Below are 19,124 nucleotides of genomic sequence, written 5' to 3' on the forward strand. Positions count from 1 at the left end.
TTTACCAGCGGGCACCAAAGGTCTGGCGCAGTTCGTCCAGCTCGGTGGCGTGCAGTGATGGGGTGTGGGGTTGCAGCAGCATCAGCCGTGCGGTTTCTTCGAGTTCTTCGAGCGTGGCCATGGCCGCTGCAGGCGTGTCGTGCCACACATTGGGCCCCAGGCGCCGCAGCATCACGGCCCGGACGGGTATGCCTTGCGCTGCATGGCTGCGGATCAATGCAGCCACTTCTTTGGCAGCATCGGGGCTGCCTGGGCGGTGGTAACGCACCAGCGGCACGTGGCCGACTTTCATCACAAAGTAGGGCGTGATAGGCGGCAGCAACTCAGGCCCGTGGAGGTTCAGGCTCAGCGCCACGCAGTGCGTGCTGTGGGTGTGGATCACGCAGCGCGTGTCGGCATCGTGCTCACAAGCTGCGGCGTAAATCTGCCGGTGCAGGGCGATGGTCTTGCTGCCCTTGTCGCCACTGACTTGCTGGCCTTGCAGGTCCAGCTTGGCCAGACGTGCCGGGTCCAGAAAGCCCAGACACGCGTCGGTAGGTGTGATGAGAAAACCATCGTCCAGTCGCACACTGATGTTGCCCGCCGTGGCGTGCACGTAGCCGCGCTCGAACAGGCTGCGGCCCACGCGGCAGATTTCTTCGCGGGCTTGGGATTCGGTGAAGTTCATGCCAGCACTGTAAAGGCTTTGCTGAAAAAATCTTCAGTGCCGAAGTTGCCCGACTTGAGCGTGATGTGCACCCCTCCCTTGCTGGAAGGTGCATGGCACCAAGGCACGCCCGGGTCGATCTGCGGGCCGATCTGCAGCTGCGCAATGTCCAGTGCCTGCACGCAGGCACCCGAGGTTTCACCACCCGCCACCACCAACTGCTGCACACCCAAATCGACCAGGCCACGGGCCACGGTGGCCAGCGCGTGCTCGACCAAAGCGCCTGCTTCGGCCACACCCAGCTGCGCCTGCACGGCTTTGACGGCCGCGGGCTCGGCGGTGGAGTACACCAGCACCGGGCCGTCTTTGAGCAGCGGCGCGGCCCAGGCCAGCACCTGCTGCACGACAGCTTCGCTTTGGCCATGCATCAAGCTGGCCGGGGCGATGGCCAGCGCGGGCCGCCCCGTGGTTTTGAAGTGCGCCACTTGTGCGTTGGTGGCCACCGAGCAGCTGCCCGACAGCACCGCCTGCAAGCCACGGACTGCTGGCAACTGGCTCGCTTGCAATGAAGGCTTCAAGCCAAAGTTGGCGGGCAAACCGATGGCTACCCCCGAACCGGCCGTCACCAGTGGCATGCCCTTCAAGGCAGGCCCGAGCAGGTGCAGGTCGTCGTTGCTGGTGGCGTCCACCACGGCCACGCCCACGCCTTCGGCGCGCAGTGCGGCGATGCGTTCGCGGATCGCGCCTTCGCCCTGTGCCACGGTTTTGTAGTCGATCAAGCCCACCTGGCGTTTCGTTTGCGCCTGCATCACGCGCACCAAGTTCGCATCGGTCATGGGCGTGAGCGGGTGGTTTTGCATGCCCGACTCGTTGAGCAACACATTGCCCGCAAACAGGTAACCCTTGAACACGGTGCGCCCGTTGTCCGGGAAGGCCGGGGTGGCGATGGTGAAGTCGGTCTGCAGCGCGTCCATCAGTGCCTCGGTCACCGGGCCGATGTTGCCCTCGGGCGTGCTGTCAAACGTGGAGCAGTATTTGAAATAAATCTGCTCTGCGCCTTGCGCCTGCAACCACTTCAAGGCGTCGAGCGACTGGGCAATGGCTTCGGCGGCAGGTATGGTGCGCGACTTGAGCGCCACCACCACGGCATGAACATCAGCGGCCAGCGGGGATGTGGGCACACCAATCGTCTGCACCACCCGCATACCCGAACGCACCAAGTTGTTGGCCAGGTCCGTGGCGCCGGTGAAGTCGTCGGCAATGCAACCGAGTTTGATCTTCATGCCTTGCCTTTCGGCAACTCAATGCCCGGAAAAATCTTGATCACCGCGCTGTCGTCTTCCTTGGCAAAGCCGGCTGTGCTGGCCTGCATGAACATCTGGTGCGCGGTGCTGGACAGCGGCAGTGGGAACTTGCTGGAGCGGGCCATGTCGAGCACGATGCCCAGATCCTTCACAAAAATGTCGACGGCCGACAGCGGCGTGTAGTCTGCCGCCAGCACATGGGCCATGCGGTTTTCAAACATCCAGCTGTTGCCTGCGCTGTTCGTGATGACTTCGTAGAGTGCCGCTGCGTCCACACCTTCGCGCAGGCCCAGCGCCATGGCCTCGGCTGCGGCGGCGATGTGCACGCCCGCCAGCAGCTGGTTGATGATCTTGACCTTGCTGCCCGCGCCTGCGCTCTCGCCCAGCTTGTAGACCTTGGCGGCCATGGCGTTCAAAAACGGCTCGGCCAGGGCATAGGCCTCAGGCTTGCCCGCCGTCATCATGGTCATCTGGCCCGAGGCCGCCTTGGCTGCACCGCCCGAGATGGGCGCATCCACATAGCGCAGGCCCATGGCCTCCAGCCGTGCTTCCAGCGCCACCGACCAGTTCGGGTCGACGGTGGAGCACATCACGAACACGCTGCCGGGCTTCATGCTGGCCGCGCAACCGGGGGTGGTGCCATCGCCAAAGAGCACGCTCTCGGTTTGCGCAGCATTGACCACCACCGACACGATCACATCGCACGCGGCGCCCAGCGAGGCCAGCGTGTCGTGCGCCGTGCCCCCTGCGTTTGTGAAAGCCTCGGCCACTTCACGGCGCACATCAAACACGTGCACACTGTGGCCGGCGCGGCGCAGAGAAGCCGCCATGCCCGAGCCCATGGCCCCCAAACCGATCAATCCAACTGTTGTCATGTGGGTGTCCTCAATCCAGTGAAATTTTGGCGAATGCCGCCACTTTTTTCCATTGCGCCATGTCAGCCTGCATGAAGCTGGCCAAACCTTGCGCGTTGGCCCAGGCAGGCTCTGCACCCGCTTTGAGCATGGCCGTTTTGACCTCGGGTTGGCTGGCCACGCGCTCCAATGCCTGTTCCAGCTTTTGCTGCACCGGGGCAGGCAAGCCAGCAGGGGCTGCCACGCCAAACCATGCAAACACCTGATACCCCTTCATCCCGGCTTCTTCCATGGTGGGCACGTTCGGCAAGGCGCTGCTGCGTTGGGGGGTGGTCACGGCCAAGGCTTTGAGCTTGCCACTTTGGATCAAGCCCAGTGCCGAAGGCAGGTTGTCGAACATCATGTTCACCTCACCCGCCATCAAACCGGTGAGGCCCGCCGCTGCGCCCCGGTAAGGGATGTGCGTGACGAACGCGCCCGATTGGCTTTTGTACAACTCGGCACTCAAGTGCAGAGACGTGCCCTGCCCGTTGGATGCGTAATTGAGCTGCCCGGGCTTGGATTTGGCCAAAGCCGTCAATTCGGCCAGGGTGTTGATGCCTGAAGCCGGGTTGACCATCAGCACATTGGGCACGCGGCCAAGCAAGGCGATGGGGGCGATTTGCTCCGGTTTGTACGGCAGCTTGCTGTACAACGCCGGGCTGATCGTCAGCGGCGGCGAGGCCATGAGCAAGGTGTAGCCATCGGCCGCAGCGCGTGCCGCCTCGGCCGCACCCAAGTTGCCGCCCGCACCGGGCTTGTTGTCGATCACGACGGGCTGACCCAACTCTTGTGCCAGCCTGGGTGCTACCAAACGGGCCATGTTGTCGATCAGGCCTCCGGGTGGAAACGGCACCACCAGCTTGATGGGGCGTGCGGGCCAGGCTTGCGCCAAAGCGGATGAGGCCAGAAAAGGTGTGGCCATGGACAAGGCGGCGGCAGCCACGATCCAGTTTCTGCGTTGCATGGAGTGTCTCCTGATGGGAAATTGATCAGGTCATCATACAAATTTTTGTGTGGGTGTGTATCGGGATTTGTCCTGTGTTGACCTAGGGAAGAGTCCCCGTCATCCAGTCCGCCCTGCGGTAGCATGTCTTGTCGATGAACAAAATGGAGAAAAAGCATGCGCGCTATTGGTAATTTCTTGTGGTTCATCCTGGGCGGTGTGTTCATGGGCCTGCTGTGGTGGCTGGTAGGCTTGATCGCTTTTGTCTCGATCGTGGGCATTCCATGGGGGCGGGCCTGCATGGTGATTGGCAACTTCACATTTTTCCCGTTTGGTCGTGAAGCCATCAACCGCAAGGAACTGACCCAAGAGGATGATTTGGGCACCGGCACTTTGGGTTTGCTGGGCAACATCGTCTGGTTTTTGTTGGCCGGTGTCTGGCTGGCGCTGGGCCATGTGGTGTCGGCAGTGGCCTGCTTTTTCACCATCATTGGCATCCCTTTCGGGATTCAGCACCTCAAGCTGGCGGGCATTGCGCTGGCACCCGTGGGCAAAACCATTGTGAGCAAAGAGGTGGCGGCTGCTGCGCGCGAGCACAATGCGCGGGCCGAGGTGGCCCGTCTTCGCCGGAGTTGAGCAGCCCAGTCCTGTCGCTTCAGGGCTGCGGGCCCCAAGGTGCAGACAGCATGAGCTTGTTGTTTTGCTCACGCATCAGGGGGCGGATCTTGGCGGCAAAGGCCAAAAAATCTGGGTCTGAAAACACCCCGGCCCAGAAGGCGCGGCGGTCGGCGTCATCGTCAAACTTCCAGACATGGATCAGCTCATTCAGCGCGCCCACATCGCCGGTGAAATAGCCCACCAGTTTTTTCGGGTGCTTGGCCAGCGCAGGCCAGCCCTCGTTTTGGTAGTGCGAGATGACTTCGGGCATTTTCCCGACGATCACGGAATAGGTGCGCAGCTCGTAAATGGCCATGAAAACTCCAAAATAAAATGGGTCACTCTAAAACGGCGTACTGGCTACCGTTGTCGGCAAGGTGACGTTCGTGGCAAACCATGGGGCTCGGACAGAGCCAGGCACCGTTTGGTGCAGCACCTTTTGAGGCCGTCACGGCCAAATCAATCAATATAGAATTAATTTTCATTTCATCAAAATCAACATGAAACAATTTATCAAATGGACCGCATTTTTGGTCTTGCCCATCTTTCTGGTCGCTTGTATCGATTTGGATCAAAAAATCACCTTGATCAAAGACCAGCTGAATTACCGGGCTGAATTGAGGGTGGACGCCAAAGTGGCCGCCTTTGCAGACAAAAAGCAAGGTGGTTTTTGTGGGGATTTCGGCTCGCAGCAAAAAGAAGGCGTGGTGGTCGATGTTCAGGAATCCGCTTCTGGCGGGAACATCATTTGTGTGATCACGGCCCAAGGCCCTATCGACAAGTTCAAAAACTTTTCAACGGGCGAGAAAAACAAATCCGAGATGGTTCGCATCACCGAACTGGATGGCGGCCAGTACAGAATCGACAGCGTGATTGACTTTCAGGGCAACAGCAAGGAGACCATGGGCATGGATGGCATGCTGGACGCCATGTTGGCGGGTCGCAACATCTCTTGGTCTGTTGCCGCCCCCAAGGTGTTGGAGTCGAACGGCAAAATGGCAGACGATGGCAAGAGCGTGACATGGAGTGTGCCCATGTCTGTTGCCTTCAAAAATCCGCAGAAGTTTTATGCGGTCATTCAAAAAGACGTTTCATGGGTGGACAGCGTCATTGGATTTTTCAAAAAAATCATGGATGCCATTTGGGGGTTGTTTAAAAAAGACGCGGCCTCTGCTGCATCCACGCCTGCGGCCCCGGCGGTTGCCCCGACTGAACCGCGCAGCGTCCCAGCAAAGGCCGATGCCCCCTCCGCCCCAGCCCCAGTCGTGGCGGACAACAACCCATTTGCCCCCAGTTTTGATTGCACCAAGGCCAGCACGGGTCAAGAGCGCTTGATTTGCAGTGACCGCGAGCTGTCCAAGTTGGATGTCGACATGGCCAGTGCTTACGCCGGTGCGCGGCAAAAGGCAGCAGACGTGAACGCACTCAAGGCCGAGCAAAGACTGTGGCTTCGAAACAGCCAAAAAACCTGCTCGGACAAAGATTGCCTGGTCGCTGCCTACCAATCCAGAATTGCCGAGCTCAACAATTAATCGCTCACATGGTTCGTCAGAGGGTGGCGTGTCACTCTGGGGTCAGGGGGACTGACATTTGTGCGGATACGCTGACACCTTGGTTTTTTGACACGGAATTCCGCATGAACGCCCCACTTTCTCAAGCCGCCCTGGCGAATGCGCAGGCCGCTGACTTGGCCGCTTTGCCCCTGATCGAAAAATGGATCGCCTTTGCCACCGTCTCGCGCGACAGCAACCTGGCTTTGCTCGATTGGACCGAGGCTTACCTGAACGATTTGGGCATCACGTGCAGCCGCACCTACGACGACAGCGGCCAAAAGGCCAACCTGTGGGCCACGCTGCCCGCGCACGATGGCGAGACCAAAGTGGGTGGCTTGGTGCTGTCGGGCCACACCGACGTGGTGCCGGTCGACGGCCAACCCTGGGACACCGACCCGTTCAAGGTCACCGTGGTCGGCGACAAGATGTACGGCCGCGGCGTGACCGACATGAAGAGTTTTGGTGCCACCTGTTTGATGATGGTGCCCGAGTTGCTGAAAAGAAAACTCAAGCGCCCGATCCACCTGGCTTTCAGTTACGACGAAGAGGTGGGCTGCATCGGCGTGCGCCGCATGATTGCCGACATGCAGGCCCAGGGCTTCAAGCCCGCAGGCTGCATCGTGGGCGAGCCCACCGGCATGCAGGTGGTCATTGCACACAAAGGCAAGCACGCCTACAAAACCACCGTGCACGGTTTTGAGGCGCATTCTTCGCTCACGCCGCTGGGTGTGAACGCCGTCGAGATCGCTTGCGAGTTTGTCGCCAACCTGAAAAGCATGCACCGCGAACTGGTGCAAAACGGTCCGTTTGACCCGATTTACGACGTGCCCCACACCACGGTGCACACGGGCGTCATCGCAGGTGGCACCGCGCTCAACATCATCCCGCGCCAATGCGAGGTGACTTGGGAAATCCGCCACCACCACATGAATACCCCCGAAGACCTGTTTGCCCGGGCCAAAGCCTTTGGCGAGAGCCTGGTGCCCGCCATGCAGGCGGTGGCCGCAGGCACCGGCATCACGCACGAACTCAAATCGGTGCTGCCCGGTTTTGCCACGGCGGCCGACAGCGAGATCGCGCAGCTCTGTTTTGACTGCGCCGAGGTTGATCCGGCCAGCGGCGCGGGCAAGGTGTCGTTTGGCACGGAAGCTGCTCTGTTCCACCAGGCGGGTGTGCCCACCATCGTGTGTGGCCCCGGCCACATCGCGCAGGCACACCAGCCCAACGAATGGGTCACGTTGGAGCAACTGGCCTGGTGCGAGCGCTTCATGCGCCGCTTGGCCGACCGGGTGTGCTTGGCCTGATCGTGGCTTGATTTTTTAACGGTTTGAAACCTTCACAAGGAAACTCTCATGATGCAACGGCGTGAAATTTTGACGGCCACTTTGGGCACAGCTTTGCTGTCGGCTATGGGTTTGGCCCAGGCCCAATCCACCAAAACGGTGCGCATCGTCGTGCCTTTTGCATCCGGTGGGGTGCAAGACACTTTGGCACGCGCCTTGTCGCAAGAAATGGGCATGGCCTTGGGGCAGACCGTGATCGTGGAAAACCGTGCGGGTGCAGGTGGCACCGTGGGCACCGGTTATGTGGCCCGTGCTGAGGCCGATGGTTCTGTCATGGTGGCTGCAGCTGCAAGCCACAACATTGCCGGATCGCTGTACACCAAGCTCGCTTACGACCCACAAAAGGATTTCACACCTCTGGCGCACATTGGCAGCGCGAGCTATGTGCTCATGGTGCACCCCGATGTACCCGCCAAGACCACAGCCGAATTCATCCGATACGCCAAGGCCAACCCGGGCAAGATGAACTATGCGACAGCCGGTGTGGGCAGCGCTACGCACTTGGCCATGGCTTACTTCACGGGGCTGGCGGGTATTGATGTGGTGCACATTCCACTCAAGGCCACCGGAGAGGCGATCAATGAAGTCTTGTCAGGTCGGGCGCAAGCCGTGATCGCAGCCAGCATTGGTGCGCTGGCCTTTGCCAAAGACAGCCGTGTGCGTCTGCTGGGTGTGACTTCGCCCAAGCGCAGCAAATACCTGCCCGACTTGCCCACGATTGCCGAAAGCGGTTTGCCCGGCTACCAGTTTGACTCGTGGTTTGGATTTTTAGGCCCCGCCGCAGTGCCCGCCGAGCAGGCCAACCGCATTCACGCGGCAGTGAGCAAGTTGCTCAAAGACCCGGTCATCCTGGAGCGCTTGGACAAGCAAGGCATTGAGCCTCGCGACTTGAGCAATGCCGACTTTGGCAAGCTGCTGGCCGCCGACTATGTGCGCATGGCGCAAGTGGTCAAGGCTTCGGGTGCCAAGATCGATTGAGCGGCAGTCTTCCAGCGGTGTTTCACACCGGGCTGGTGCAAGCAGTCCGGTGACTTGGAGCTTTCAGTCAAATCCCCGGACCATCAGCACCGGCACGGGTGACATGCGCATCACCTGCTCGGCACCGCTGCCCAGCAAGACGCGGCCAATGCCACGGCGGCCGTGTGTGCCGAGCACGATCAGGTCAGCACCCCAATCGCCCGCTGCATCGGCCACCGACTCTCCTAAGCGTTGCCCGATTCGGTCAACCAAACGCGTGTCGGCTTTGACCTTGGCCGCACTGGCCAGCGCCATGCCGCCTTGCAAAATCGTGTGGCCGTTTTCACGGGCCAGCTGAACCATCTCGCCGGAATATTCGTGGCTGCTGAGCAATGACAACTCGTCAATGCAATAGATGAGGCGCACTTCGGCGTTGTCGGCCTGCGCCAACTTGAGGGCATAGTCCAGCGCCTTGTTGGACGTGTTGCTGCCATCAATGGGCACCAGAATTTTTTTGAACAAGGACATCGTGGTCTCCACAATTGAATGCGACCCCAGTCCCATCAGGGTGTGTGTTTCCGGGCGCATGGGGTTGACGGCTTCTGAATGAAATGAACCCCCATGTTAGGAAAGCTGCCGTCGACTTGCCACAGATCGATCGGTCAATTTGACGCGGCCTGAAGCGCTATACCGAAGTGTGTAGCGCGTCTGCACCACCAGAAAAAAAGGCCACACCGGTGACCCGGAGTGGCCTTTTTGATGGGCGCTGCAAGAGCGCTTGAGCCGTGGTTTACTGGGCTACGGCTTCGATGGCGATGTCGATGCGCACGTCGTCACCCACGTAAGGCGCGTATTTGCCAGCGTTGAACTCGGTGCGCTTGATGGTGGTGAAGGCATTGGCACCCAGGGCTGGCTTTTTCATCATGGGATGGGGCATGGCCTGGAAGCTGGTCACTGTCAGGGTCACGGGCTTGGTCACGCCTTTGATGGTCAGCTGGCCTTCGATGGCTTTGGGCTTGTCGCCTTCAAACACCACTTTGGTGGACTTGAAGGTGGCGGTGGGGAATTTGGCGGTGTCGAGGAAGTCTTCGCTCTGGATGTGGCCGTTGAAGTCGGCAAAGCCGGTGTTGACCGATTTCATGTCGATGGTGATGTCCACCGCGCCGGTTTTGGCTTCGGCGTCAAACACCACTTTGCCGGTGGTGTTGCTGAAGCTGCTCAGCTGGTTGGAGTAACCAAAGTGCGAGTACGAAAAACGCGGGAAGGTGTGCGAGCCGTCCACGTTGTAGGTCACAGGTGCGGCCAGGGCCGAGCCTGCGGCAATCGATGCGAAAGCCAAAGCGGCAGCGAGTTTTTTCAAAGATGTCATGGGAAAGCTCCTAGTGATGAAGAAAGGTTGAGGTTGAAGAAATGGGGTCAGGTGGCATGGATACCCGCCTTCGCGGGTACGACATACAAGAGGGCATGGATACCCGCGTGCGCGGGTATGACATGGGGTGGCGGGTATGGCCATTTCTTGTCACCCCCGACTTGATCGGGGGGCCATGGTTTGCTCAGGTTCATTTGCCGGGCGTTGTCGTCAGGGAAAAGTTGACCTGGATGTCGTTGGCCACCACATCGAACTTGGCCCACATGCCTTCGCCGATGCTGTAGTCGGCGCGTTTCATCGTGAAGCTGCCGGTGAGCAAGCCGTCTTTGCCTTGCGCGGTGTGCTTCATGGGGAACTTCACGTCGCGGGTCAGGCCCTTGATGCTGAGCGTGCCTTGCACTTCGTATTGGTTGGGTGCGGTTTGTTTGATTTGTTTGGCGACAAAGCTGGCTTTGGGGAAGGCCGTGGCATTGAACCAAGATTTGGTCACAACCTCGTCATCGGCCTCGCTCGAACCCGCATCCACGCTGGCCAGATCGACTTCAAAGTTGGCCTTGGCTTGCTCGGCTTTGGTCGGGTCAAAGTTGACTTGAGCGGCAAATTTCTTGAAGCGACCGTCCATGGCCACGCCCATTTGCTTGTAGCTGAAGGTCACGCTGCTTTTGGCGGGCACGATGGCCTGGTAAGGCGCGGCATGGGCTTGCAGCGCCAGTGCGCTCACAGACAAAGCCAGCAAGGTTTTCAAAACGGTGTTCATGGGTTCCTCATTGGTCAGAAGTGCGACGACCGGGCAGCATGCGGCGCAGCATGTCGTCTTTGTGAAAAAAGTGGTGGAAAAACGCAGCCGCAGCATGGCCTGCGATCAGCAGCAGCAAGCCGATGCTCAGGGCTTCGTGCAGCTCGGCCAGGCTCTTGCCCAGTTCCTTGTCTTTGGCCAGCAGGTCGGGGATTGGCAGCACGCCAAACCAGACGGTCTGCACGCCCTTGGCCGAACTCATGAGCCAGCCACTCACAGGGATGGCGATCATCAGAACATACAGCAGGGCGTGCCCTGCGTGGGCGGCCCATTGCATGTGGGCGGGCATGTGGTCCGGCATGGCGGGTGGGCGGTGCGTGGCGCGCCACAGCAGGCGCAGCCAGACCAGCATGAACACGCTCACGCCAGCCCATTTGTGCCACGAGTAGTACTGCAATTTCTCGGGCGACAAGGGCAGGTCGCTCATGTAAAAGCCCAGCGCCAGCAGGCCAAAAATCATCAGGGCCATGAGCCAGTGCAGGCTTTTGGCGGTGCGGGTGTAGTGCGCAGTGGTGGGGGTGCTCATGGGGTTTTCTTTCAATGCGGGTTCAGTGGAATGTGTAGCCATCCATGGCGATGACGTGGTCACTGATACCCCGGAAAAACGCCTCGGGTTGCGCGTCAGCGCCCGCAGCGCCTAAAGCGGTGAACAGGGGCAGCAGGTGTTCGTCGGTGGGGTGGGCGCGCTGCCCCGTGACTTGTTGGCGATACGCCAGCAGGCCAGGCACATCGCGCTCCACCATGTGGGTGTGAATCCAGTCGGCAAAGGCCTGCACATACGCCGGTGTGGCGCCGCCTTGCATGCTGACCATCATGAAGTCGCGCAGGTTGTGGGTGATGTTGCCGGAGGCAATGACGAGGATGTTGTGTGCTGCCAGAGACGCCAGCGCCTGGCCCACGCGGTAAGCGTGCTCAGGGCCCAGGCGGCTTTGCATCGACAGCGGCACCACCGGGATGTCGGCATCTGGGAACATCTGGCGCAGCGGAATCCAGGCACCGTGGTCCAGGCCGCGCTGGGCGTCTTGCGCCACGGGCAAACCGGCGTTTTGCAAAGCCGTGACCACTTGCGCGGCCACTTCGGGGCAGCCGGTGGCGGGGTATTGCATCTCGTACAGCCGGGGGTCAAAGCCGCCAAAGTCGTGGATGGTTTCGGGTCGGGTGGCAAAACCCACGGTGGGCACGGCGGTTTCCCAATGCGGGCTGACGACGACGATGGCGCGGGGGGTGCTTAAGCGTGTGGCGAGCTGGCTCATGGCCGCGCCTGCCGCACCGGGGTGCAGGGCAAACATGGGGGAGCCGTGGGGCACAAACAGGACAGAGCGTGGGGCGGTCATGGTGGTGGGCAGTGAAAAGTTCGGTACAAGTCCGGGTTAAAGGGGTGACTCCAAAACAGGCGTGTGTGCCACCGATGGATCGAACTTTAGGTGCTTCAATCGATTAGAAAAAGTAGCAAATTTACAAATATTTGTTGCATTAATTGCAACAATAGGGCAATCCTATGCGGGCAAGCTGGCGCTGGCCCCGTTTGGCCCCGTTGGCTTGCTGTCATTCAAGGGGGGGACTAGCCGACGCCCGGGCGTCAAAGCCCGGCCTGGCGGTACAGATCGCTGGCCCGGGTGAGGTGATCGGTCATGGCCTGGGCCGCTTCTTCGGCGTTGCCTTGGGCAATGGCATCGATGATGCGCTGGTGCTCGGCCAGCGTGAGCGACTCGGCACCGGGTGCACGGACGATGGTGTGGTAATACTCACTGGCCCAGCCAAACAGGGCTTCAACGATCGCTGGAAATATTGGATTGCCGCTGATGCGGGCGATCTCCCGGTGAAACTCCATGTCGCGCTTGAGGAACTGGTCGAGCGTGCTCAGCGATGCCTGGTGTGCCGACAGCCGTTCCCGCAAGTGTTGCACGTCATCTGGTGTCGCTTTTTCGGCCGCCTGCCGCACCATGCCGACTTCCAAAAATAGCCGCGCATCCTTGAGATGTGCCAGGGTCTCGGGTTGCATGCGCAGCAGATGGCGGGCACCTTCGGCGATCTGCTCAATCAACAAATGGGCGGTCGGCACCATCACCCGGGCACGCTCGCCGTGCGAAATTTCGACAATGCCCGAGCGAGCCAGCTCCTGCAAGGCTTCGCGAACGGCCACACGGCCCACGCCGTAGAACTCCATGAGTTCGCGTTCCGAAGGGAATTGATCACCTGGCGCGATTTCGCCGGAGGTGATCCTTGCCATCAGGCGATCGAGCACCTCCTGATAGAGCTTGCGCCGCTGTATCTGCTCTGCCACTTCATGATTCCTTAACCGACACGTCCCGCACGCACATCACCGTAAAAAGAAGGGGCACCGAGTTGCCCACCCTTGAGTGCCATTTCCAGACCGTCGCGGTGTGGATTATCCGACCAAACCCGGCACAGAGGCACGCCAGGGGCCATGCCGGCGCATACCGTCAAGGCCTGAACACCCAGGTGACTGGCCACAGCACCGGAGCTGTCGCCTCCAGCCACCACGATGCGGCGCAGCGCTGTGCGGTCCAGGAGGCGACGCATGACTTCGGCCAGCGCCATGCCAATGCGCTCGCTCGCCTGGGTTTTGTCGCAAGCGGCACGCCGGACCCACGCGTCAAAACCTTGGACTGCCGGGTCGTCCGGGCCTCGCGCCGAGTAAATCAGGGGCGATACATCACGTGCAACAGCATCGGTGGCCAGCGTCACCAGACGCACGATCTCTTCCTCCATCTGCACCGGGTCGAGGCATTTCGCTACATCGAGTCGCTCGGTCAGAAAACCGTGCTTTTCAGCCCAATCAATTTGGGCTGCGCTCATGGGCGAGCAACTGCCACTGACCACCGCGATACAAGTTTGCGCTTGCGCTTGGGGCAAGGAGGGCTGTGCCGTCAGCCAGCCGCAGCTGCGCCAGTATTCGGTCAAGGCGTATTGCAGGCCGGAAGACGAGGCACTGAACACCCCTTGTCCGCGCTGCTGCCAGACCAGCCGCCCGGCCTCGCGTTGGGACAGCGTATCGGCCACATCGAGCATGACCACCGGTTGGTCCGGGCCTTGCAAGCCTTGCCGGATGTCGTCGGCTTGGCCTTGGGTCATTTGCGCCAGATTGACCAGTCCGATGCGGCGTGGCGTTTGCTGCGCCAGGTGCACGCGCAGATCGCTCTCGTGCATGGGCGTGACCGGGTGCCGCGACATGGTCGGGTGGCGGTCAATGCGCCAGACCTCACCTTGGGCTGCGGCAAACAAATGCCCGAAAACCTGGTAACGCTGCAGGCGTGGAGCCCCCACCACCATGGGTGACCAGTGGGCATGGGTGTGCTGCACCCCCAAGTCAATGGCCTGACCGATGGAGCCCACTTCGGGGGATGAATCAAAGGTCGAGCACACCTTGTATTGCACGATGGGTGCGCCCAAGGCCGACAGGCGCTCAAACACTTCGGGCAGGGCTGCGCGCATCCAGGCTGGGCTTTTGCCGCGCGACTGACCGGCCACGCCGACGCAGCGCACATCGGGAAAGCGCGCCAAATCTTGCGGGCGTGGTGGCTGCAGAAAGAGCACCGTGGGCACGCCCGCCGCTGTGAAGGCCTCCAGCACGTCGGTAGAGCCCGTGAAATCGTCGCCGTAATAGGCGAGCCAAAGCCCTTCATCGGGCAAGTGGTCTGGCGCGGGATGGGTCATGGCGCTCACCAAAAACCGAGCGCGCTTTGCAGCGCTGGCCGCGTGGCGGCATAGGTGCGCAAGTCAATCCCGGCCTGCGCTGCGTCCCAGGCTTCGCGCAGCGCTGTGACCCCCGCCGATACCCCCTGCGGGTGGCCGAAGATGCCGCCACCGGCGGTGCAAATCAGGTCGGCATTGCCCAGTGCCTTGAAGGTGTCATGCGCTTGCAAACCGGTCTGGGCCGAGCTGAACACCGGTACGGCCGCCATGGCCTGGTCCTTGAAGAGCGGCCGGATCACCGAACGCGCCGCAGCGATCACCGTCTCGTCGCTGTCGCTGAACTTGTTGCGCAAGCCATTGACGTGCAGGTGGTCCACCCCGGCCAAGCGCCAAAAGGGCTGCCAGGCCGCAAAGTCCCAGCCCAGCGCCGGGCTGCGGCTCAAGAAGCCCCAGCCCGCACGGTGTGCGTGGATGGGCAAGGCGCTGTGGCGGCGCAATGCGCTCATGCCCACCAAGCCCACCGAATTCAGGCAGGCCATCACGCAGGTGCCGCCATGGCGCAAGACCCAATCGTGGCGGTGCTTCATCTGGTCCAGCTCGCCCGTGATGTTGAAGGCCACCATGGTCTTGCGGCCGCTGCGTTGTTCGGCGTCGTTGACCACCCGCATGACCGCCGTCACGCGTTCTTCAAAAGAGCAGTGTGGGCCATTGGCTTGCAGCTCATCGTCCTTGATGAAATCGATGCCGCCATCGACCAGCATTTTCACCTGCTCTGCGGTTTCCTGTGGGTTCAGGCCTACGCTGGGTTTGATGATGGTGCCGATCAGCGGCCCCTGCTGCACACCGCTCAGGCGCCGTGTGCCTGCCATGCCAAAAGCTGGCCCCGGATAGGCCTGGGCAAAAGCCTCGGGCAGCTGCAATTCCAAAAGTCGCAAGCCCGAAACCTGCCGCAGCTCAAACAGATTGCCCGCCACGGTGGCCATCAAGGTGGGCAGACACGGCCCCAGGTTCTCCAGTGGCCAGGACAGCGTGAGCAGACAGCGTGTGTACCGCTTGGACGCCATGCCGCCGGGCAGACTGGGGGCATCAACAACGTCCAGAATGTCCAGCGCTTCCACCCGTGCGCCTGAGCGTTCCTTGAGCTCCGGGGTTTCGGCCGCCAGCTTCAGGAAAGTGCCACTGGACTGTTCACCCGCAATGGTTTCTGCCGCCCGCATCGGGTCGTCGCCAGTCTCCATCCAATACTTGGCCACAATTCTTTGCGTCATCATCGGTTCCTTATTTGAAGCCCATCGCATGCGGCAGCCAATTCGACAGCGCAGGCACAAACGTCAGCAGCACCAGCACCACGCCGTGTGCCCACAAAAACGGCTTAAGCTCGCGTGTCAGTTCCGTCAGAGGTACCTTGGAGACGTTCGAGGTCACAAACAGCAAGCCCCCCACCGGCGGTGTGATCATGCCCAGCGTCAGGTTGTAAATCACCACCATTGCAAAGTGGATCGGGTCAATGCCCAGTTTGGCCGCCACGGGTGCCAGGATCGGCACCAGCACCATCACGCCCGGTAGCGGCTCGATGAAGATGCCAAAGATCAGCAAAAACACGTTGATGACGATCAGGAAAGTCCAGGCATTCAGATGCATGCTCGATAGCCAAGTGGCCACCGTTTGCGGCATGCCTTCGATGGTCAAGATCCAGGCAAACGAGGCAGACGTGCCAATGATCAGCAGCACCGAGGCGGTGAGCAGGGCTGAGCGTGAGAGGATGTCCGGCACGGCTTTCCACTCCAGCGTGCGGTAGATAAATTTGCCACAAATGAGCGCATAGAACACCGCCACAACCGAGGCCTCGGTGGGGGTGAACCAGCCCGCTCGCATGCCGCCCAGGATCAGCACGGGCAACAAGATGGCGGGCAGAGCCTTCCATGTGGTGGCCAGAATCTCCGCACCCGTGGGCATCTGGCCGTCGCCCTTGTAGTTGCGCTGCTTGGAGATGTAGTAGTTGACCAGGCACATGGCTGCGGCAATCAGCACCCCCGGCACCAGCCCCGCGATGAACAACGCCCCCACCGAGACGTTGTCGTCGGCCAGTGCGTAGATGATCATGATGATCGAAGGCGGGATGATGGGCCCCACGATGGCGGTGGAGGCTGTGAGTGCTGCGGCATAGGGGCGACCGTAGCCGGCCTTGTCCATCATGCGGATCAGCATGGAGCCGGGACCCGCGGCGTCGGCCAGCGCAGAGCCTGAGATACCAGAGAAGAAGGTGAGCGACACCACGTTGGTGTAGCCCAGGCCTCCGCGTTTGTGGCCCACAAACTGGCCCGCAAACTTGAGCAGTACCTCGGTCAGAGAGCCTCCGCTCATCAGCTCGGCCGCCAGAATGAAAAAGGGCACGGCCATCAGCGGAAAGCTGTCCACGCCGGTGAAAGTCTCTTTCAGCAAGGCCAGCATGGGATAGGCATCCGAGATGACCAGCGCGGTGACGGTGGACAGGCCCAAGGCAAAAGCCACCGGCACGCCGATGGCCAGGTAGATGCAGGCGGAAATCAGGAGGATCAGGCTGGCGCTCATAGGGATGCACTCGCGGTGGCGTCAAAGTGGGCGTCGCTGGCAAACTCGCGGCGGGCGATGTAGCTGCGAACGATCAACAACCAGTGGATGAGGGTCATGGCCATACCCAGCGGCAGGGCCATGTAGATCCAGGCAAAAGAAATTTGCGTGGCCGGGGTGCTTTGGTATTGGGTGCGGTCCATGTACTGCATGCCAAACCAGATGGAAAAGAGGCAAAAGCCGGTGATCAGCAAGGCGATCAGCAGGCGCAAGAGCTGGGCGCCGCGGGTGTGCAGGCTGTCTTGCAGGTTGTCGATGGCGATGTGCCCGCCGTAACGCAGCACGGGGCCACAGCCAATGAAGGTCAGCCAGATCATCAGGTGGCGGGCGACTTCTTCGGCCCATTCTATGGACTGGCTTGTGGTGTAACGCAGCACCACGTTGGTGAAGATGATCACCGACATGGCGGCGAGGATCAGGATCAACGCCCAGCGGTTGAAGGCGAGGAAATAGTCTTCGAATTTTTTCATGGCGCATCCTGGATTTTTTGCAACAACGGCCTGTGCAGAAGCTTCCGCACAGGCCGCTGCCGAAAGGGTCGGAAATTACTTGAAGTCCTGGATCTTGCGGATGTTGTCAGCGCCGAATTCCTTGGTGTAGGACGCCATGGCCGGGGCCAGTGCCGAGCGGAAAGCTGCGCCATCGACCTTGCGCACCACGTTCATGCCTTCTTTTTCGAGCTGGGCAATGCCGTTGTCTTCGTCCTCATTGACTTTCTTGCGCTGGGCCGCTGTGGCTTTTTTGGCGGCTTCATAAAAGACTTTTTTATCGGCTTCGCTGAGCTTGTTCATCAGGCGCGGCGATGTCAGGTAGAGCGCGGGCGAGTACACATGGCCTGTGAGCGACAGGTGCTTTTGCACCTGCGAGAACTTGGAAGCCAGGATCACGGGGATGGGGTTTTCTTGACCGTCTACGGCACCTTGCTGCAATGCGCCAAACACTTCAGGGAAAGCCATAGGAGTGGGCTGGATGCCGAAGGCTTTGTAGCCTTCCATGTGCACTTTGTTTTCCATGGTGCGCATCTTCAGGCCGGCCGCGTCAGCGGGTTTGACGATGGCGCGTTTGCTGTTGGTCATGTGGCGGAAACCGTTCTCGGTCCATGCCAAAGCCACCAAACCTTTGGAGGGGAATTTGGTCAGCAAATCCTGTCCGGCTGCGCTGTCCAGGTATCGGCGAGCGTGGTCGTAGTCGCGGAACAGGAAGGGAATGTCCACGATCTTGACTTCGGGTACGAAGTTGCCGACTGGGCCGGTGGAGGTGTTGACGATGTCGAGTGTGCCCAGTTGTACGGCTTCGATCATTTCGCGCTCGCCGCCCAGGGAACCTGCCGGGAATTGCTGGCACTTGTAGCGACCCTGTGTGCCTTTTTCGATCTCGTCACACAGCACCGTGGAGCCCACGCCGTAATGCGAGGTGGCCGCGGGTGTGTAGCCAATTTTGAGGGTTGTTTGCGCTTGTGCGCCCAGGCCCATGGCCGCACAAATTGCGGTCGCTGCTAATCGCCATGTTTTCATTGATGTCTCCTGTAAGTTGTGGTGAGAAGGGTTGGCGGGATGAAGGTCTCAGGTGATGCGCTGGATGCTGTCGGCGATTTCCTGGCGGTCGAAGATTTTTTTCCAGTCGTCGCGCATCAGACGTGGCTTGCCAAAGGTGATGGCCTTGTTGCAAGCGTCCGAAAATTGGCCCGGGATCTGCTTGAAAATGACGGCCGACAGAATGGTCATGTGACCCAGTAGAAAATCGCGCGCGGCATCGGCGGGTACGCCGCGGGCCACCACCTCGTCCATGGCTTCGCGCATGACGTCCAGCAAAGTCGCACAGACGGTCTCCGACAAGCCGGGTTCGAGCAGCGCCATTTGCTCTACCGTGACGCGGTAAGAGCGTTCGATGGGTTGGTAAATCAGTTTGGCAATCGATTCACCCAGGGCATAGGCTTCTTCAGGGCCTTGCATGAGCGCGTTGACGATCGATTGCGGCGCACGCAGACCGCCAAAATAATCAGGCGAGCCTTCCACATGCACTTGGGGGTTAAAGATGTTGGGATGACAAGGGTGGGTGACGAAGTAGACCAGGTCGTTTCGCTGGGGCAGATGGCCCGCGAAAGGGGCTGCAGCGTCAAGCGTGATGACCATGGTGCCTGAGGCCAATTTGGGCGAAATGTCGGCGGCGATGCGCCCGATCAGCGTGTCGGGCACGGCCAGGATCACAGCGTCCACACCTTGGAGCGCGTCGTCGATGCTGCAGCAGCGGATGCCCAATTCGTCTTGCAGGCGCTTTTGGCCTGCTTCGCTGACTTCAACGTGGCGCACCTCGAACGGCGAGCCTTGTAGGTTTTTGGCGAGGCGGGCGCCCATCTTGCCGCCGGCACCCAACAATGCGATGGAGCTCATGTG

At 60.6% G+C, this 19,124-nt stretch carries 21 protein-coding genes; 4 read left to right on the plus strand and 17 right to left on the minus strand.

The genetic code is table 11. The features are described from left to right. Position 1: 1 nt before the first annotated feature. The 4 genes from B9Z37_RS07515 to B9Z37_RS07530 are packed head-to-tail and all read right to left on the minus strand — an operon-like array spanning position 2 to position 3,810. Positions 2–667, minus strand: coding sequence for a class II aldolase/adducin family protein (locus tag B9Z37_RS07515; RefSeq protein WP_108312349.1), 666 nt, complete (start codon positions 665–667; stop codon positions 2–4). After that, positions 664–1,929, minus strand: coding sequence for a 3-oxo-tetronate kinase (otnK, locus tag B9Z37_RS07520; RefSeq protein ID WP_108312350.1), 1,266 nt, complete (start codon positions 1,927–1,929; stop codon positions 664–666). Before otnK ends, B9Z37_RS07515 begins: the two co-directional genes overlap by 4 nt. After that, positions 1,926–2,825: an L-threonate dehydrogenase gene (ltnD, locus tag B9Z37_RS07525; RefSeq protein ID WP_240606650.1), complete on the minus strand. Its 900-nt coding sequence runs from the start codon at positions 2,823–2,825 to the stop codon at positions 1,926–1,928. Before ltnD ends, otnK begins: the two co-directional genes overlap by 4 nt. 10 nt (positions 2,826–2,835) lie before the next feature. Then, the gene (locus B9Z37_RS07530; protein ID WP_108312351.1) at positions 2,836–3,810 is read right to left on the minus strand and encodes a Bug family tripartite tricarboxylate transporter substrate binding protein; all 975 of its coding nucleotides are present in this window, start codon (positions 3,808–3,810) and stop codon (positions 2,836–2,838) included. 156 nt (positions 3,811–3,966) lie between these two features. Between B9Z37_RS07530 and B9Z37_RS07535 the strand changes: the two genes are divergently transcribed. Next, complete coding sequence (locus tag B9Z37_RS07535) at positions 3,967–4,425, plus strand: YccF domain-containing protein (RefSeq protein ID WP_108312352.1); 459 nt, start codon at positions 3,967–3,969, stop codon at positions 4,423–4,425. Positions 4,426–4,444: 19 nt separating this feature from the next. On the opposite strand, the gene B9Z37_RS07540 is transcribed toward B9Z37_RS07535, so the two are convergent. Further along, positions 4,445–4,762: an NIPSNAP family protein gene (locus B9Z37_RS07540; RefSeq protein WP_108312353.1), complete on the minus strand. Its 318-nt coding sequence runs from the start codon at positions 4,760–4,762 to the stop codon at positions 4,445–4,447. A gap of 184 nt (positions 4,763–4,946) precedes the next feature. Here B9Z37_RS07540 and B9Z37_RS07545 point away from each other — a divergent pair, with 184 nt between their 5' ends. The 3 genes from B9Z37_RS07545 to B9Z37_RS07555 all read left to right on the plus strand — a co-directional run bounded on the left by B9Z37_RS07545 (position 4,947) and on the right by B9Z37_RS07555 (position 8,320). Then, complete coding sequence (locus B9Z37_RS07545; protein ID WP_108312354.1) at positions 4,947–5,978, plus strand: lysozyme inhibitor LprI family protein; 1,032 nt, start codon at positions 4,947–4,949, stop codon at positions 5,976–5,978. 104 nt (positions 5,979–6,082) lie between these two features. Beyond that, positions 6,083–7,303: an acetylornithine deacetylase gene (gene argE, locus B9Z37_RS07550; protein ID WP_108312355.1), complete on the plus strand. Its 1,221-nt coding sequence runs from the start codon at positions 6,083–6,085 to the stop codon at positions 7,301–7,303. A 48-nt stretch (positions 7,304–7,351) separates the two neighbouring features. Continuing rightward, the gene (locus B9Z37_RS07555; RefSeq protein ID WP_108312356.1) at positions 7,352–8,320 is read left to right on the plus strand and encodes a tripartite tricarboxylate transporter substrate binding protein; all 969 of its coding nucleotides are present in this window, start codon (positions 7,352–7,354) and stop codon (positions 8,318–8,320) included. Positions 8,321–8,383: 63 nt separating this feature from the next. Here B9Z37_RS07555 and B9Z37_RS07560 read toward each other — a convergent pair whose 3' ends face one another. The 12 genes from B9Z37_RS07560 to B9Z37_RS07615 all read right to left on the minus strand — a co-directional run bounded on the left by B9Z37_RS07560 (position 8,384) and on the right by B9Z37_RS07615 (position 19,121). After that, on the minus strand, positions 8,384–8,827 hold the full coding sequence (locus tag B9Z37_RS07560) for a universal stress protein (RefSeq protein WP_338066585.1): 444 nt from the start codon (positions 8,825–8,827) through the stop codon (positions 8,384–8,386). Between the two features lie 262 nt (positions 8,828–9,089). Beyond that, the gene (locus B9Z37_RS07565; protein ID WP_205872571.1) at positions 9,090–9,659 is read right to left on the minus strand and encodes a YceI family protein; all 570 of its coding nucleotides are present in this window, start codon (positions 9,657–9,659) and stop codon (positions 9,090–9,092) included. Between the two features lie 199 nt (positions 9,660–9,858). After that, positions 9,859–10,425, minus strand: coding sequence for a YceI family protein (locus B9Z37_RS07570; protein WP_108312358.1), 567 nt, complete (start codon positions 10,423–10,425; stop codon positions 9,859–9,861). 7 nt (positions 10,426–10,432) lie between these two features. Further along, the gene (locus B9Z37_RS07575) at positions 10,433–10,990 is read right to left on the minus strand and encodes a cytochrome b (protein ID WP_108312359.1); all 558 of its coding nucleotides are present in this window, start codon (positions 10,988–10,990) and stop codon (positions 10,433–10,435) included. Positions 10,991–11,012: 22 nt separating this feature from the next. Next, entirely contained in the window at positions 11,013–11,798 is a 786-nt protein-coding gene (locus tag B9Z37_RS07580) for a dioxygenase family protein (protein ID WP_108312360.1), read from the minus strand. Positions 11,799–12,043: 245 nt separating this feature from the next. Further along, positions 12,044–12,748: a transcriptional regulator NanR gene (locus tag B9Z37_RS07585; RefSeq protein ID WP_108312361.1), complete on the minus strand. Its 705-nt coding sequence runs from the start codon at positions 12,746–12,748 to the stop codon at positions 12,044–12,046. Between the two features lie 11 nt (positions 12,749–12,759). After that, positions 12,760–14,142: a 3-oxo-isoapionate kinase OiaK gene (gene oiaK / locus B9Z37_RS07590; protein WP_108312362.1), complete on the minus strand. Its 1,383-nt coding sequence runs from the start codon at positions 14,140–14,142 to the stop codon at positions 12,760–12,762. A gap of 5 nt (positions 14,143–14,147) precedes the next feature. Continuing rightward, complete coding sequence (locus tag B9Z37_RS07595; protein WP_108312581.1) at positions 14,148–15,389, minus strand: ribulose-bisphosphate carboxylase large subunit family protein; 1,242 nt, start codon at positions 15,387–15,389, stop codon at positions 14,148–14,150. 10 nt (positions 15,390–15,399) lie between these two features. Then, complete coding sequence (locus tag B9Z37_RS07600) at positions 15,400–16,692, minus strand: TRAP transporter large permease (RefSeq protein ID WP_108312363.1); 1,293 nt, start codon at positions 16,690–16,692, stop codon at positions 15,400–15,402. Further along, on the minus strand, positions 16,689–17,201 hold the full coding sequence (locus tag B9Z37_RS07605) for a TRAP transporter small permease (protein ID WP_108312364.1): 513 nt from the start codon (positions 17,199–17,201) through the stop codon (positions 16,689–16,691). Before B9Z37_RS07605 ends, B9Z37_RS07600 begins: the two co-directional genes overlap by 4 nt. A 75-nt stretch (positions 17,202–17,276) precedes the next feature. Next, positions 17,277–18,245, minus strand: a complete 969-nt coding sequence (locus B9Z37_RS07610) for a TRAP transporter substrate-binding protein (RefSeq protein WP_108312365.1) — start codon at positions 18,243–18,245, stop codon at positions 17,277–17,279. A gap of 48 nt (positions 18,246–18,293) precedes the next feature. Further along, on the minus strand, positions 18,294–19,121 hold the full coding sequence (locus B9Z37_RS07615; protein ID WP_108312582.1) for a phosphogluconate dehydrogenase C-terminal domain-containing protein: 828 nt from the start codon (positions 19,119–19,121) through the stop codon (positions 18,294–18,296). Positions 19,122–19,124: the final 3 nt, after the last annotated feature.

Source organism: Limnohabitans parvus II-B4 (assembly GCF_003063455.1).
GTDB classification, from domain to species: domain Bacteria; phylum Pseudomonadota; class Gammaproteobacteria; order Burkholderiales; family Burkholderiaceae_C; genus Limnohabitans_A; species Limnohabitans_A parvus.